Raw genomic sequence first — 14718 nt, forward strand, 5'->3', positions numbered from 1 at the left:
CGTTCTTCTGAAGACGCGCCAACCTGTTCCGGAGGTGCTTCCGTGTCTCATTCCATACCTTCATCCTGACTATTGATTGGGTTAACGAAAAAATCGTGGACGGTATGAAAAAACCGGACATCCCGGAGCTTGTTATACCAAAGTGCGCGGTTCTTCTCCTGCATCGCCCGAAAATCCGCTGGCGTGATTGTTTGATGGAACGCCCACAAATCGTCGGCGATCGAACGGCCCGACACTTTCACACAGTGTTTGTCCCAGTCGATTGAGGTAGGAAGCGGCAAACGGCAGTCGGTGTCGACCAACACCGGAATACGCCCCATTGCCAGCGCTTCGTAGAATCGCACGGAAAAATTCCCATTTCCCCGTAAACAAAACGTATACGGTGCTTTTTCCATGTTGCGTAAAAACTCCAGATGGGTGCGAACGCGATCGTCTTCGGTTTTTGCACCCGCGCGATAGGATTTCCGGAAGATAAAATCCGTCCGGATCCGCGCATCTTCCTGCAACTTTTTCAACAGCCTGTACCGTACGATTCCAGAAGGGAAAAACGGCTGTGGGTCAGAGGGAATGCTGCGGCGAAACCGGTGCCAAAAATAATACCATTGGATATAGAGTTCCTTTATCCATTTGCCGAAACTGCCATCGGCGTTGCCAGTGAAGGCAATGAAAGGACTGGTTTCTTTGTCTATAGGCTGGAACTCCTTATCGAGCGTCCGATACGGATCTGTTGTATGGGCGGGAAGGATGATGGTTTGTTCGCCGAGTTTACTGTCGAATCCGCCGAACCGGAAGACCCAGACGGGCTTGGTAAACGTCAGCCCAAGATCTCCGGAAGAATATACCCATACGGGCTTCTGCCGTTGTAAGGCCTGGTCGATGAAGCGGTCCATGACGGCACGCAAACCGTTGCTGATGTAGTATTCGACGCTAAGCGGAAGCACGTATACATCCGCCGCAGCGTCATCTGTTACCAGGGTATAGACCTGCCGCAAAGGTTCGTCCTCTTTATACCAAAGATGGAATAAAAGCGGAAAAACAAACCGACGATGTAATTCGCCGAGGTAATCCCTGTCTGTATAGACGTTGATCATGGTGCAAGCCTGGAGGCCCAAGTTACGGCGGCGTTCCACCTTTTCCAAAAATTCCGTAAAAATGATGGTAGTTCTTTCAAAGGGACGCTCTTCAGCGAGCGAAGAAAAAGTTGGAGTTTATAGCCCCGTACCTGTTCGACCGAATCATATTGCTTCCGGACGTAAAGTAACGTGGGGGCCGGTTTAGGTTGGATGGCGTCGTCTTCCCACGGATGCCGGAACTTCGAACGAAACCCGCCTATGGGCGCATTCAGGTGCAGCAGCGCCGGCTTGGGGAAATACAGGACATCGCGTCCGGAGTACCGTAACTGCATGCCATAGTCGGTATCCTCCCCGTATCCAAACTCCAATTCCATTTTGAAACGTGGCATGGGATCGATCCGTTTTACAAAACTGCAGCCCGATCCGAATACGATGGTCTGGTGGACCTGCGGATATAACTGCGGAACACCGGCGCTAAGGCAACTCAGCACCAAACATTCGGCACCGTATTGGCGTGCGTTATCCAGACAGATCGAAAGGCTATCTGCCGGAAGGCGTATATCGTCATCAGCAAAAAAAACCCACTCGGAGGCGACGTGTTCCAGGGCCACATTCCGGGCATTGCAGGCACCGGCCTGACGCAGGAAAACGTGTTTGATCGAAAAGGGCCATTTCGTTGTTTCAAGATAGTCAAGAAGCGAGTTTCCGTTTGGTTCAGGGTTTTGCTCGACGATGATGACCCGTTTCGGAAGATGGTCTTGTTGGGCGAGATCGGAAAGCACGTCCCAGAGATACGGTTTTCTCCCGATAGTTGGAATCACTACGTCGATGGTTCCCTCGCTGACGACGCTTCTTCGGCTCGAAACTTTTAAAACGTTCATCTCCACTTTCACATTAATTCGTTTACGGACGACGGCCCTGAGAAAGGAAATCATCGCCCATTTACTTTCAAAAAGCACTAACGAAGCGAAAAGTAAAACAACCCATTTGCGTCCTTTATAGCGTGCTACGAAATCGAACAAGTGACGATATGAAATCGGCTTGGACGATAGCCGGAGGGGTTCGCGCAACAGCCGGGGTTCGGACAGGCAGATTAGCCCTTCGACCTGAAGGAGTTTACCCGCAGCGTGTAATACCTCATCAAACCCGGAAACGTTCGGGAAGGCGTCAAGCAGCATACGTAGACAACGGCCTTTGCACGCACCTGCGTTTGCACTCATGCACCAGGTGGGAAACGTCACATCGTCTGGAAACCGCACAAAAGATGCCCCTTCAACATACCCGATGGCGGTGGGTAGGTAATAATGTCCCGCGGCGTAGGAAATAAGTAGCGTATCGTGATGCAGCAACTCCTCTACCCGCTCCTTTGCAAATACAGGTTCCAGTTCTTCCCGACACCAGGTCACCGTACCGTCTTCTGCTGCCGCGAGTTGGGCCAGGCCGCGCACAAGGGACTGTCCGACGACGTCCACAGTGGTGCCTTCCGTTTTCAGGATGGCCGAACCGTTATGTACGACGTGTACCATTTGCAATACAATTGTGGTAAAATGCCTGGTTCTGCGTTACGACCGTAGCGATAGCAAAGTGCTTCTCTACGAAATTTCGGGCTGCAACACCGACTGCGGACGTTAACGCATCATCGGTCAGCAAGCGTACGATGGTGTTAGCAAACGCCTCATGATCGTGGGGATCAACGAGAAAACCGCTTTCTCCGTTGGCCATCAGTTCGTGTGCCCATCCCCCATCACTGTTTACAACGGCCTTTCTCATCGCCATCGACTCGACGGTCACCATGCCAAATGTCTCGGCAAATGTAGGGAAGAGACAGATATGGGCGTTTCGTATGAAGTCCTGTACTTCGTGATACGGCTTACTGCCAAGATATGTAACAGCGTCCTGGTCGTCGGGATGAAGTGCTTCCTGGAACAACGCATACGTAGAAGGTCTTCCCGATACCGAATCGGCGCTGTCGTTGCCGATCAACACCAGTTTCACGTTTGGATACTGCTGCCGCACACGCCTCAGGATGAACGGAAGCTCCAACACACCTTTCTTTCGGATGAGGGTGCCCAGATAGAGCAGCGTACCACGCTCAAAGGCATCCGGTTCAGGATTAGAAAAATGGGAGACGTCGATTCCGTAGGGTATCCGCGTCACCTTCTGCCGCAATCCGAAAAGACGGGCCGACTGCTCGCCTGCGAAGGTACTCGGCGCGATAAACGCATCGGCGGCGCGAACCGCACACCATTCCAGCCAACGGTTTTTGACTTTTTGGCGCCGGTTCTCAAGTTGGCAGAAATAGGTGTCACTTCCGTGGAAACGCATCACAACGGGAACCCGAAACGACATAAAAGCGGATATGCCAGTCCAGTCGGGCACTTCTATTAGGTCAATTTGTTCCTCTTCGACAAAGGTCCTAATCCGTGCCTGGATATACTTTCGATAGAGAAACCATCCGCCCACACGGTAGTGCCGTTGGCGAAGAAAGTGGAGCATTACTCCTTCCTCTTCACGGCGTTCGTCGCGTTCCTGACCATACAAAATAACAGACACTTTCACTCCCGCCCGCACGAGGCCACGCGCAAGGGTACCCAAACTCGTACCGAGCCCACCGCAACGACCTGCCGAGGTGGTAGGATATTCAGGCGTGAGGAAGGCTATATGCATCATCACGTACCGGAACGTAAGATGGTGTCAATACCGTTCCAAATCCGTTCGGACGCGTGCACCGGATCCGGGCCTACGACAATATCAAACCATCGAAGTCCGTCGGGCACGTTGGTCGTTTTTCCATCAAGGATATCCGCCGTCAATTGTGCGAGGTCCTTCTTATTCCGGCACCAAAGTGCGGCATCGGGCGATGGCATCGAGCGAAAGTGGATATATTTATAATTCTGTCCGATATCCCGGATTCCCTTCTTCAACTGGGGCTGTTCGTAGTCGAAAAACACACAGGATTTATGGTGTGCGACAAAATCGAATACCATCGATGACGCCACATTGGCTACGAACTCTGTATGCTCACAAATAGTGGCCTGAAGGGCAAAATCTTCCTTCGATGGCATGATTTCATTCCAACTGGAACCCACCGGCCGCCAAAGCGGGTCAATAGAGGTGATGACATCCGAATAGGTTTCGAGGATGGACTGATACCGGTCGGTAAAGTCAACAGGGCATTTTCTGTAAATAATGCCCAGGTTACGCCCCGACGCATTTAGTGTGCGTACGGCAAGGGCCAGGTCTTCGAGGTAATATTGGTCAAGCGGAGAGGTTACGATATCATCCCCTGAAAAACAGATATACTGTTTAGACATGTCCAGTCCGTGGCGCTCAAAAAAAGACGCCTTTGGTTCAATGAGATTTTTGTCGAAATGGCTGGCAAACTGTGGAGTGCCCGTTACAAAAACCTGTTCTTCCTTCACGTAGGGGCAGTAGCGCAGCAGTTCCCGTTTCATGTGATCACTCCAGACGAAATAATAATCCGTTTCGATGACGGTCGTCGCCTTAGGGAGGTTGTCCCATGAAAAAATAAAGGTGCCGGTCGGTATCCCCAGGTCCTGAGCTGCCAAAATAGGCGCGATGGCCTGTGAAGGACGTTGGTTGGTGCAAAAAACAAAGGCAGGCTTTCCTTCCTGAAGTTGGCGGTGGCAGTAGGCGTATTTGGGGCTTTTACGCTCACGTGCCCGAATTTGCTTCCGGATGCGTTCGACACCCCGGGGGCTCGACGATGTTGCGACCAGGAAATCCGATAGCAGACTTTTCGCCGTATTCTTGAGTCCGTTATAGGATTGCGGAAAGTTGTAGGTATTGTATACGGTTTCGTTGAACTGCCTGTCAAATACATTCAGTTCCGAACGCTTTCGCGCATTGGTCCAAACCGGTGTAAGCGGATCGATGCGCTGGTTCTCGATGCGGATTTCGGGATATCCTGTTTCTGTTTCTACGGGAAATGGGGTGTTATTCCAATAGACGACCTCATATTCCCTTTCCACTCCCAACTGCGGGAAATCGGTGAAAGCGAAATTCCGAAGGCCTACCCCATCCGGCAGAAAGATAAAGACCCGTTTTTTCATTTCTTTCGATACTTGAGCTTTTCGCGTTGCACGGCCTCGATAGGCAATACATCCTGTTCTTTGAATCGAAGCGATTCATAGACCGCCTGTAAATCGCGCGTCAGTTTACGAAGTCCCATAGGCTCAAGCGACGCGGCGTGATCGGTTCCTTTCCAGGTACGGTCAAGCGTATAATGCCGTTCGATGACCGTGGCACCCAGCGTATAGGCCGCGATATCCACAGCGATACCGAGGTGGTGACCTGAAAAACCGATTGCCTTTACCTCGTGCCCGTATCGTTGTTGGAGGTAGGTAATATCCAGTAGGCATATGTCGGCGAAAGGCACCGGATAGCCCGACGTGCAGTTATACACGACCACGTCCTTGCTTCGGTTCCGTTCGCGGAAAAACGTCATCAGTTCTTCGATTTCCTCTTTTGTGGTCATGCCTGTCGACACGTGAATCTCCCCTTTATAGTGGTCACAAAGCCATCCGAGCATTTCGTAATGGTTGTTGCAGGCCGACGGGATTTTGATAAACTCCGGCTCAAGTGCCGCAATCTCTTTTGCAGAGGTGGTGTCCCAAACAGAGGTTGAGTAGACGATGCCGGTTTCTTCACAATAAGCTTTCAGCTCCCGGTGTTGTTCGGCCGTAAACTCAAGGAATTCGCGGTGTTCCCCATAGGTGCTTCCGTAGGCATGGGATTGGTTGGGATGTGGCGCATTGTATTGCTCTTCCGTAAGCAGTTCGCGGTTATTTCGCTTTTGGAATTTTACCGCATCCGCGTTCCCGAATATTTTGGCTATTTTAATAAGTTCCTTCGCCGTTTCCATCTCGCCCCGGTGGTTACACCCGATCTCCGCGATGACGAAAGGTCTTTTAAACTGAGTCATGTCGTTTGTTATGTTTTATGATAAATTCGCAGGCTTCCCGGATGGCACCATGACCACCCGAATGTCGCATTATGATATCGGCATGGCGCTGCACCGTGACTGTAGCATCCGCCGGAGCCAGTCCCCAACCGGCTGCGCAGATACAGGCCAGGTCGTTTACGTCGTCGCCGATATAGGCAATGGAAGAAAAATCAATATTCCTACTTCCCAGGATTTCGGTCAATCGCGAGAACTTGTCTTTTACGCCCAGGTACGCATCCTGTACACCCAACTTACGCATCCGTGCAGCAACCAGGGGTGATTGCTCTGAAGTGATGACCATGACACCCACGCCATGTTGTCGCAGGATCTCAAGCCCCATCCCATCCCGCATATCGAAGCGTTTTCCGAACTCTCCTTCTTCGTTGTAATAGACGCCGGCATCGGTAAACACTCCATCCACATCCAGCACCAGGTACCGAATAGGCCCATGGGCGGCACTTTTTCCTGAAAGGCGGGCGGCGAGCAATGTCTCACATACCTGCCAATCGGTTTCATGATCGATTTCTATAAGTGTCTCTTCGGGCATTTCAACCACGGCCACCTTACCTCCCAGCCTATTTCGGGTTTCCGCATACGTTCGGCCATTTGTCGCATATACGGCACCGTTTTCGACGAGTGTTCCGGTGAAGTCCTGGCGGCGGGGGCGTTGCATATAGTCGTAGTTGAGGGGCGCACCCTCCTCACTCCAAAGAAAACGATGGGTTCGCACTACTGACAAGGCCGAATCGGCCTGACCTGAGGCCACTTTTTCCAATACCTTATCAATATCGGCAGCGGTCGTCAGTGGCGAGGTCGCCTGAAGCAGGCAAATGATATCGTCGGGGTTTTCATGGCCGGAAAGGAACTCCGCCAACGCCGATTCAGTCGACGCGGTATCCGTCGCATTTTCGGCGGAACGCAGGCGCGCCGTGACTTTGGCGGTCCAACTGTACTCGCGCTCAATCGCGGATACTACGCCCTCGTCATCCGTAAAAACGTACACCTCATCCAGTTGCGATAGGATGGCCTCGCCCAGCACCCAGGCATAGAGCGGTCTCCCGAGCATCTTACGGGTATTCTTACCCGGAATTCCTTTTGAACCCTTCCGTATGGGAATAAATCCTATTTTCTTCATATCCGCCGCCTAAGTTACGTAAATGTGTTCATTTTTGCCCGTTGCGCTTCAGGAACCTACCCACGTCGCGCGCGAAGACCGCCGCCCCCTTGGCATTCAGGTGCGATTCGTCATGAAAGAAGCGGGCATTTGTATACTCGGGCAGGCGCGGATCATACGAAATCATCGGTGTATCACCCGCCAGCTCCCTGATGCGTTCCCGAAACCCGGGTGTAGGCAATGCAAAGTTAGGCGGCAAAACCAAATACAACCGGATCTGATTTTGACGACAAAGCGTTTGGAAGCCCACAAAATCACGCACTTTCACCGGCTGCTCTTTACGCCGGTCATACGGCCGTACCCGCTTTTGATACGGCGGCACTGGCTTTTTCCCTACCGTATCCAGAAGCGATTGCGCCGTCAGGGTAGTTTTAGTTGTATGCCGGTCTTTCCATGTGGTGGAAAGTGTTGCGAAGTCGACGCACAGAAGGTTTAGGAAACGTGCGCCCGGATTCCGCTTTCCGTGTGCGATAAGCGTATCGGTTATGGCAGCATCGGTCATAAAAGGATAGAGGGCATCGTCCCGGAACTGAAGGGTCTTGGAGGCCTGTAATTCTGATGGATCGTCTAACACCAATACGATCGTTCGTGGCGTGCTTCCCTTCCGTATCATCGTTTCCAGCAAAAAGCGGTGGAACGCGATGTCAGAGCCGGGAAAGCCCAGATTGGCTACCTGCCGGCCCGTTGCTTTTGACAGTTCTTTTGAGTCTATATCCCATGTGCCTCTTGACGAGCCCATAACGAGAATATCAATTTTTGTTTTACCTGCCAGTACCTGCGCGATGCGCTGGTCTTGGGAATGCCTGCCCACCGCGTTCACCAACACACCCACGGCCCGGTCTACCAGCACAACGACCAGGCAAAAAAGGAGTATATGTAAAAGAAAGCGCTTCATCAGTATTGAAAGTAAATGAAGGGCACCTCGTGCATCTGCCGGAATACAAACAGCACCACGAATAACCCGATATAGCAACTCCACCGGACGACCCTCGGCATACGCACGATTTTTTCAAGCGGATGCACGGATTCGCGTCCCAACCACTCGATTATGAAAAATACAAACAGCAACACGAAAAGGTAGAAAGGCCGTATCTCAGGAAGTGAAAACAGCGATGGGGAAAAGAGGTGGCGACAATAAGAGAAGGCGCTTTCAAGACTGGGGGCACGGAAAAAAATCCAGGCCAGCGTGGAAAGACAGAACGTTATGAGCACCTGCCCTAATTCTTTAAGGGACGGAAAAATACGCCCTGCGGCAACGGAATCCAGGTGCGTGCGGTTTCGGTCTGAGAGTAACAAGGGAAGAAAATACACCGCGTTCAAAAATCCCCAGAAAAGATAAGTCCAGTTCGCGCCATGCCAAAATCCGCTGACCAGAAAAATGGCAAACGTATTGCGTATGCGCATCCATTTACCCCCTTTGCTGCCGCCGAGCGGTATGTAGAGATAATCCCGAAACCAGGACGACAGCGACATGTGCCACCGGCGCCAGAACTCGGCGATATCCCTTGAAAAATACGGAAACGAAAAATTGCGCAGCAGTTCAATCCCGAACAGTTTCGAAACCCCCAGTGCAATGTCGGAGTAACCCGAGAAATCCCCGTAAATCTGCACGGCAAACAAGACGGCACCAAGCGCTAATGTACTGCCACTGTAAGCCGCCGGATCATGAAAAATCTGATCGACAAATACGGAACAGTTATCGGCTATCACGATCTTTTTAAACAATCCCCACAAAATCTGGCGCATGCCATCCACTGCCTGGTGATAGCGGAATTCCCTCGGCTTTTTGACCTGCGGCAATAGATGCGTCGCGCGCTCGATGGGGCCCGCCACCAACAAAGGAAAATAGGCCACGAACACGCCATACGCCACGAAATCCGATTCTGCTTCAGTGCGACGGCGGTATACGTCGATGATGTACGACAAACCATGGAAGGTATAGAACGAAATGCCAACCGGAAGAATCACATCCAGCAGGACTGGCGTGATGGAGAGACCAAACCCCGAAAGCAGTTGCGTAAACGACTCCGAGAAAAAGTTGAAATATTTGAAGACGGCCAGAAAACCCACATTAATGCCGATGCTGAGCCATAGCCAAATGCGGCGATGAGACTCGCTTTTTGCTTTCGTGATGCAATGGGCGGCCGTATAATCGAGAGCAGTAGAGAACAATAACAGAAACAGGAACCTCCAATCCCAGCAGGCGTAAAAATAATAGCTGGCGGCCAACAACAGCATGTTCTGCAGGCGCAGGTGGCGGCTCGCCATCCAGTAAAGGGCGAAGACAAGGGGAAGAAAGACCGCGAATTCGAAGGAGTTGAACAGCATATCAATACGGGATTCCGTCCAGGCTTTTGATCTTATTCTCCGTAGCCGCACCTAACGGTTTCCGGAACCGGAAGACAGCGGGCGTTCTCCACACCATCGTTGCTACGGCACGGCAATAGGCGCTGAAATACGCGCGGTCACGAACGGCATATTTACGGAAATTATGCAGGAGGAGACGTAGCATTCTGCGAAGCGGATAGCGGTAGTAGACCAGGAAAATGAAAAAACTGTTGCGTAACTGCCGCTCGAACCGAAAGTAGTTCCGACCGGTCCTCCGGCGTTTTTCCATGTCAACGCGATGGTTGATGACAATCGATGGTACATACAGAAGATCATGCCCGTTTTCAAGTACTTCGAAGGCAACGCAGGTTTCCTCCCCGTAAATGTCGATCCATTCCGGAAAACCGCGGGTTTCGTGATATACCTGACGCCGTATGGCAAAGCCGCTGCCAATGAAATCAGCGGTACGGTACTCAGGACCCGCCGGACCCGCCTTATCCAGACACGCCTGGTCATTTGGAAAAATGCCTTTTATCTCACGAAACACAAGGAGTCCGACCGTTTCGTCGCCAAACTTTTGATCGATGATAGAAAGGAAATCGGGCGTAACCGGATGCGCATCGTCGTCAAGTCCGATCAACACACGTCCGTTTGCTTCCGGATACAAACGACGGCGGGCGGGGGATGCCCCCAACTGCTTCTCTGACGAAAACCATCGCACCATCGGAAATTCTTTTTTCACCTCACGCGTCTCCCAACAGCCATCAATGAAAACCAGGATTTCGGCATCGCACGTATCCACCCACTCGCTCAGTCGACTGAGTGTCAGACGCAGGTCGTCCGGGCGCTGGCGTGTTACGATTAGAAACGAGACGTCCATTCGCTTTTGATGTGTTCGTATAGCTCGTTGATGACGGGCTTCAATTTCGTACGGTCACGTGTCTCCGATAGCACATGCACATTATATTCCTGGGCGTTCCTCCTTAGTGAGACATCCTGCAATGCGGTGATAACTAACTCGCGTATAGCGGTACTGTCGGTCGGGCTAGCAATCAGGAAGCCGTTTTCGCCATGACGAATGACCTCCTCCGTCGCGCCGCCCGGATTCGATTGAATGGGGAATGCGCCCATGCCCATAGCTTCGAGCAGCGCATTCGGCATCCCGTCTGATGTACTGTTTCCGATATGGAGGATACTGCGTCCCATCATGTCAATTAAATCAGCGTTGGATACGAATTGATACCTGCTGTACACCCTTACATCCTGAAAAGGAAGCCGGTTTTGCCTGCAATATACGGAAACCACATCGTCAGCCGCATATACGACCAGCTTCAGGTGGTGGTAGTGTTCGGGAAGTTCGTGTAGCGCGTCCAGCACAGCAAGCGCCTTTCCAACGCCATCCTCATAGCCTTTTACCAGGATGATATTACGTTCTTCGAGGGAACGTATGGAGTCCTTCGGAAAATGCATCCCTCCGTTGGCGGGTAATACGCCCAATACACGTCCGGTGAAGCCGTTTTGCAGGGCGAGGTTGACATCACGACTGCAGTCGGAAATCAAAAAATCGGCACGCTTCAGGAATCGCGCCTGGACATCGCTCGGACGTGCCGACGCGAGTTGGAAAAGATCACTTCCCCAGGACGAGTATATAACTGGAATGTGGGTTTTTTCGAGAAAATCGAGTATGGGTGTCCCGGCGCGATCCATTTCAAAGCAGTGGATCACGTGGGGGCGGAACCTTTCCGCTGTTAAACTCAATACGGAAGAGGCATCGACGGTGTTCCAACGTTCTACCCAGCTTGAGACGGCGGGTAGCCATTTCCTGAGTTTATGCCGGAAAGGCAAGCGGTAGCGGCGTTTCCATTTTTTTATTTGTGTAACCCACGGAATCCGGGGCGATGGCGTTTCATCGTCGGTTATATCAAACCAAACCACCTCGTGCCCGGCGTCGCGCAACTGGTCGACCCATTGAAAAAAATGCTGGTTGGGTATCGCGATCATCAGAATTCTCATGATACAAAACCCAATAGTTGACGGTAGTCATGGTTAAACTTCTCTTTTCCAAAATGACAGAAGGCATATTCCCGCGCATTGGATGACAGCCTGGCACATAGCTCAGGGTCAGCAATCAGCAATTTCAGTGAGGAAATAAGCTCTTCGACGATGGCCGATTCGTTTTCACTAGGCAGTAAGATGCCATTTGATGACGAAATGTGTTCCGCTATCCCGCCGACATCCACCGAAACCGGAATGACGCCGTGGGCCATTCCTTCCATCAAAACCATGGGAAAGCCTTCATATTCGGATGTGATGACGATGGCGTCTATTTGATGGTACAGGCTCGACAACTGTTCCGTATCCGTAACCTCTCCCAAAAACTCGACGCCGGCCTTCGCTATTTCCTCGGCGTGACTTCGCATACCTGTGCCCACCATGATGCAACGCGTCGACCCACCCATATGCCGTAAACGTTCGGCCATAGCGAGGAAAAGATGCGGGCGTTTCTCTTGCGACCAGCGTCCTATATAGGCAATGGTAAATACGTCCGCACCGGAAGGACGGTGCCTAGAGGGTAGTGTAACGCCGTTACGTATGACGCGGAGGCGATCATCAAAAGAGCGTGGCACATCAAAGGAGCGATAGATGTGCGCCAGGTCAGCCTGCCCCTTTTGGTTGATCACGACCCGCGCGTTAACAAAAGGGGCGCTCGAAGCGACGACGGGTGCGCGGTCATCAGCAGGTGCAAAGGCATGGAAGAGATCTATTTTTCGTATATCGTTCCTAAGCTGTGGGATTATTTGGTAAAAAAAAGCCGCGTTGGATCCGAAAACGACCTCGACATTTGGCGACGTATTGATTGTCTTTGTCAGTAACGAACGGAATTGACGCTCAAAAAAAGGCGCCTTTCGGGTGAGGATATGATGGGCATGAACGACCTCCGAACACTCGCTGAAACCGGAAAGAAAGTTCGTAGTCGCGGATCGCATCGTAAAAATAACGGCGGTCGCCACCTCGGGGAAAGCCCTGACGATATCGAGGTGCACGCGCTCGGCACCGCCCGTATGATAATAGGGGAAGAAAAAGACAATTTTTGATTTCCGTATCTTCTGTCGCCCTCGCAGAAAAAACAGCACCAGGTGCCAGGCCGCGTGTGTGGCATTCAGAAGATGGCGGACTTTTTTCTTCAACGCGCCCATCAATCGGTGAAGTGATCGGTAATCTGTTGCGGTGTCATCCCCTTTTGTTTCAGCAGCCATCGATAAAACCGACGATTGCCTAACATCCTCTTGAACACTTTTTCCAGGAACATCCCACTGAGGATGGGCTTTGGAAGGATTCCGAACTGCTCATCCGGATTGCGTTTCCCGGTTATTTCAGGAAGCGTTTCAAATTTCTGTACAATCCAGTCTTCCAACTGGTTTCCCACATGGAACGCGTGATTGTGAACGGTAGAAAGACGGAAACCTCCGCGTTTGATCACGGGTAGATCTGTGTAAAGCAGTTCTGAATTTCCGCGAATGCGAAACTCACTGTTGCCTGACGGCAGTTTTTCAAAGACTTCCCGTCGGTACGTGGCCACAAAATGCGAGCAACCCACAAGTGCTTTGGCGCCATTGGCCGCGGTCAGGGTGGCAATGCAATCTTTATACCGATCCAACAGGTACTCCCACCCCAGGCTTTTCGCAAAACGGGTCATACTCTCCGGATCCTGCACTTTTTCATACCGCAGCCGCGATGAAAAAAGAAACCGCAGCCAAATGTTGGCCGTGAGGTCAAAGTTCTTTCGAAAAACCGGAACCGGGCATACGGCACCCGCTTGAGGAAACGAGCGAAAGACGTCAAAAACCGCGTCTTCCCAACCCACATCGAAAAGCACATCAGCATCGGTAATGGTGATGAAGGGTTCAGACGCCGTACGCAACGAACGCAGCACGCTGTTGATTTTTCCTATTCCTTCTTTTACGACCGTCAGTTCGTCTATCCAACCGTCTTTCTGAAGTTCCCGGAGCCTGTCTGAAATTGCCTCAGAGCAGCCATTCGCCACAACCGCTACCAACAATCGGGTGCGACTGGTGCGATGAAGCGATAACAGGCACATGGTAAAAATATCGAATGCCTGCTCAAAATACCCGGTCTCATGGGGTATATAGATCGGGATAATGACACGATGGAAAGCAGATTCGCCCTCCAGTCGACTTTTGTTATTAGGATTAGATCCGACCCTCATAATAGGCCATCAGTTTTCGGATACCTTCTTCGACGGTCACAAAAGGCCGTCCTAAAATCATCTTCATATTGGTTGCATCGGGGCAGCGCCGCGTCATATCGCCCTCAGGTAAGGCCGGCAGATACTGAATTTCCGACGTCGACCCGGTGACCTCGATAACTTGTTGGGCGAGGGAAAGAATGCTCTGTTCGACATCACTTCCGATGTTGATCACTTCATTCACGAACAAATTCTCTTCCATGACCTTCACGCAGGCCTCCACATTGTCGTCTACATAGCAGAAGGTCCGGGTTTGTAAACCGTCACCATAGATAAAAATGGGGTCCCCGTTTAGGGCGGCTTTTACAAAACGTGGGATGACAAAATCCTCGCTTTGACGAGGACCATAGGTATTGAAAAACCGAAATATGGTATAATCGAGTCCGTATTCTTTTTGATACGACCGGAAAAAAGCCTCTCCGACATTTTTCACGATGGCATACGGCAACCGCGAGTTCAAAGGAGTAGTCTGTTCGTTCTGCGGTATTTCGAATGGTTCGCCATATACCTCCGAAGAGCTCGAATAAAACACCCGTTTTACGCCCGAGTTTTTGGAAAGAAGCAGGATGTTCTTGATACCTTCGATATCATTGAGCACCATGATCGGGTTTTCAAGGGTGCGTTTCACCCCGACGACCGCGGCAAAATGGAACACGAAATCAAAAGCACGGCTTCCGAAAATTCCGACCATGTCACGGAAGTCGTTTACATCGGCTTTGATGAAGGTGACGTTATCCGACTTCGGAATCTTCTCAATACTTCCGGTCAGGAGGTTATCGACGATGACCACTTCGTATCCGCCTTGAGCGGCCAATCGCGCTGCGAGCGCACTGGCTACATTACCGGCCCCGCCGGTGATTAATATCGTTCGCCTCATCGTTATGTTAATTCTCGTGCCGCAAGTTACGGT

At 51.5% G+C, this 14718-nt stretch carries 13 protein-coding genes; all 13 read right to left on the minus strand.

Going from position 1 to position 14718, the window contains the following annotated elements; translation table 11 throughout:
- Positions 1–47: 47 nt before the first annotated feature.
- The 13 genes from MKO97_RS14615 to MKO97_RS14675 are packed head-to-tail and all read right to left on the minus strand — an operon-like array spanning position 48 to position 14685.
- Entirely contained in the window at positions 48–1091 is a 1044-nt protein-coding gene (locus MKO97_RS14615) for an exostosin family protein (protein ID WP_241103943.1), read from the minus strand.
- Positions 1088–2599: a glycosyltransferase family 2 protein gene (locus MKO97_RS14620; protein ID WP_241103944.1), complete on the minus strand. Its 1512-nt coding sequence runs from the start codon at positions 2597–2599 to the stop codon at positions 1088–1090. The genes MKO97_RS14615 and MKO97_RS14620 overlap by 4 nt, the downstream gene beginning before the upstream one ends.
- Positions 2580–3743 (minus strand): glycosyltransferase family 4 protein, encoded by a 1164-nt coding sequence (locus tag MKO97_RS14625; protein WP_241103945.1) that lies wholly within the window; start codon positions 3741–3743, stop codon positions 2580–2582. The genes MKO97_RS14620 and MKO97_RS14625 overlap by 20 nt, the downstream gene beginning before the upstream one ends.
- Positions 3743–5146 carry a UDP-glycosyltransferase gene (locus tag MKO97_RS14630; RefSeq protein ID WP_241103946.1) on the minus strand — a complete coding sequence of 468 codons (1404 nt, stop codon included), beginning with the start codon at positions 5144–5146 and terminating at the stop codon, positions 3743–3745. The genes MKO97_RS14625 and MKO97_RS14630 overlap by 1 nt, the downstream gene beginning before the upstream one ends.
- Positions 5143–6018, minus strand: coding sequence for an N-acetylneuraminate synthase family protein (locus MKO97_RS14635; protein ID WP_241103947.1), 876 nt, complete (start codon positions 6016–6018; stop codon positions 5143–5145). Before MKO97_RS14635 ends, MKO97_RS14630 begins: the two co-directional genes overlap by 4 nt.
- Positions 6005–7174: an acylneuraminate cytidylyltransferase gene (locus tag MKO97_RS14640; protein WP_241103948.1), complete on the minus strand. Its 1170-nt coding sequence runs from the start codon at positions 7172–7174 to the stop codon at positions 6005–6007. The genes MKO97_RS14635 and MKO97_RS14640 overlap by 14 nt, the downstream gene beginning before the upstream one ends.
- A 28-nt stretch (positions 7175–7202) precedes the next feature.
- A complete protein-coding gene (locus MKO97_RS14645) occupies positions 7203–8108 on the minus strand; it encodes a hypothetical protein (RefSeq protein WP_241103949.1) in 906 nt (301 codons plus the stop codon).
- Entirely contained in the window at positions 8108–9541 is a 1434-nt protein-coding gene (locus MKO97_RS14650) for an MBOAT family protein (protein WP_241103950.1), read from the minus strand. Before MKO97_RS14650 ends, MKO97_RS14645 begins: the two co-directional genes overlap by 1 nt.
- Position 9542: 1 nt before the next feature.
- A complete protein-coding gene (locus MKO97_RS14655) occupies positions 9543–10421 on the minus strand; it encodes a glycosyltransferase family 2 protein (RefSeq protein ID WP_241103951.1) in 879 nt (292 codons plus the stop codon).
- Positions 10403–11554, minus strand: a complete 1152-nt coding sequence (locus MKO97_RS14660; RefSeq protein ID WP_241103952.1) for a glycosyltransferase — start codon at positions 11552–11554, stop codon at positions 10403–10405. The genes MKO97_RS14655 and MKO97_RS14660 overlap by 19 nt, the downstream gene beginning before the upstream one ends.
- A complete protein-coding gene (locus MKO97_RS14665) occupies positions 11551–12798 on the minus strand; it encodes a glycosyltransferase family 4 protein (RefSeq protein ID WP_241103953.1) in 1248 nt (415 codons plus the stop codon). Before MKO97_RS14665 ends, MKO97_RS14660 begins: the two co-directional genes overlap by 4 nt.
- Entirely contained in the window at positions 12738–13769 is a 1032-nt protein-coding gene (locus MKO97_RS14670) for a hypothetical protein (protein WP_241103954.1), read from the minus strand. Before MKO97_RS14670 ends, MKO97_RS14665 begins: the two co-directional genes overlap by 61 nt.
- Positions 13753–14685 carry an NAD-dependent epimerase/dehydratase family protein gene (locus MKO97_RS14675; RefSeq protein ID WP_241103955.1) on the minus strand — a complete coding sequence of 311 codons (933 nt, stop codon included), beginning with the start codon at positions 14683–14685 and terminating at the stop codon, positions 13753–13755. Before MKO97_RS14675 ends, MKO97_RS14670 begins: the two co-directional genes overlap by 17 nt.
- Between the last annotated feature and the right edge of the window lie 33 nt (positions 14686–14718).

The organism is Flavobacterium sp. HJ-32-4 (assembly GCF_022532105.1).
In the GTDB taxonomy this organism is placed as follows: domain Bacteria; phylum Bacteroidota; class Bacteroidia; order Flavobacteriales; family Flavobacteriaceae; genus Flavobacterium.

Coding starts and splice junctions, on each gene's coding strand:
- MKO97_RS14615 (WP_241103943.1), bottom strand. CDS start 1,091: ATGATCAACGTCTATACAGACAGGGATTACCTCGGCGAATTACATCGT.
- MKO97_RS14620 (WP_241103944.1), bottom strand. CDS start 2,599: ATGGTACACGTCGTACATAACGGTTCGGCCATCCTGAAAACGGAAGGC.
- MKO97_RS14625 (WP_241103945.1), bottom strand. CDS start 3,743: ATGATGCATATAGCCTTCCTCACGCCTGAATATCCTACCACCTCGGCA.
- MKO97_RS14630 (WP_241103946.1), bottom strand. CDS start 5,146: ATGAAAAAACGGGTCTTTATCTTTCTGCCGGATGGGGTAGGCCTTCGG.
- MKO97_RS14635 (WP_241103947.1), bottom strand. CDS start 6,018: ATGACTCAGTTTAAAAGACCTTTCGTCATCGCGGAGATCGGGTGTAAC.
- MKO97_RS14640 (WP_241103948.1), bottom strand. CDS start 7,174: ATGAAGAAAATAGGATTTATTCCCATACGGAAGGGTTCAAAAGGAATT.
- MKO97_RS14645 (WP_241103949.1), bottom strand. CDS start 8,108: ATGAAGCGCTTTCTTTTACATATACTCCTTTTTTGCCTGGTCGTTGTG.
- MKO97_RS14650 (WP_241103950.1), bottom strand. CDS start 9,541: ATGCTGTTCAACTCCTTCGAATTCGCGGTCTTTCTTCCCCTTGTCTTC.
- MKO97_RS14655 (WP_241103951.1), bottom strand. CDS start 10,421: ATGGACGTCTCGTTTCTAATCGTAACACGCCAGCGCCCGGACGACCTG.
- MKO97_RS14660 (WP_241103952.1), bottom strand. CDS start 11,554: ATGAGAATTCTGATGATCGCGATACCCAACCAGCATTTTTTTCAATGG.
- MKO97_RS14665 (WP_241103953.1), bottom strand. CDS start 12,798: ATGGCTGCTGAAACAAAAGGGGATGACACCGCAACAGATTACCGATCA.
- MKO97_RS14670 (WP_241103954.1), bottom strand. CDS start 13,769: ATGAGGGTCGGATCTAATCCTAATAACAAAAGTCGACTGGAGGGCGAA.
- MKO97_RS14675 (WP_241103955.1), bottom strand. CDS start 14,685: ATGAGGCGAACGATATTAATCACCGGCGGGGCCGGTAATGTAGCCAGT.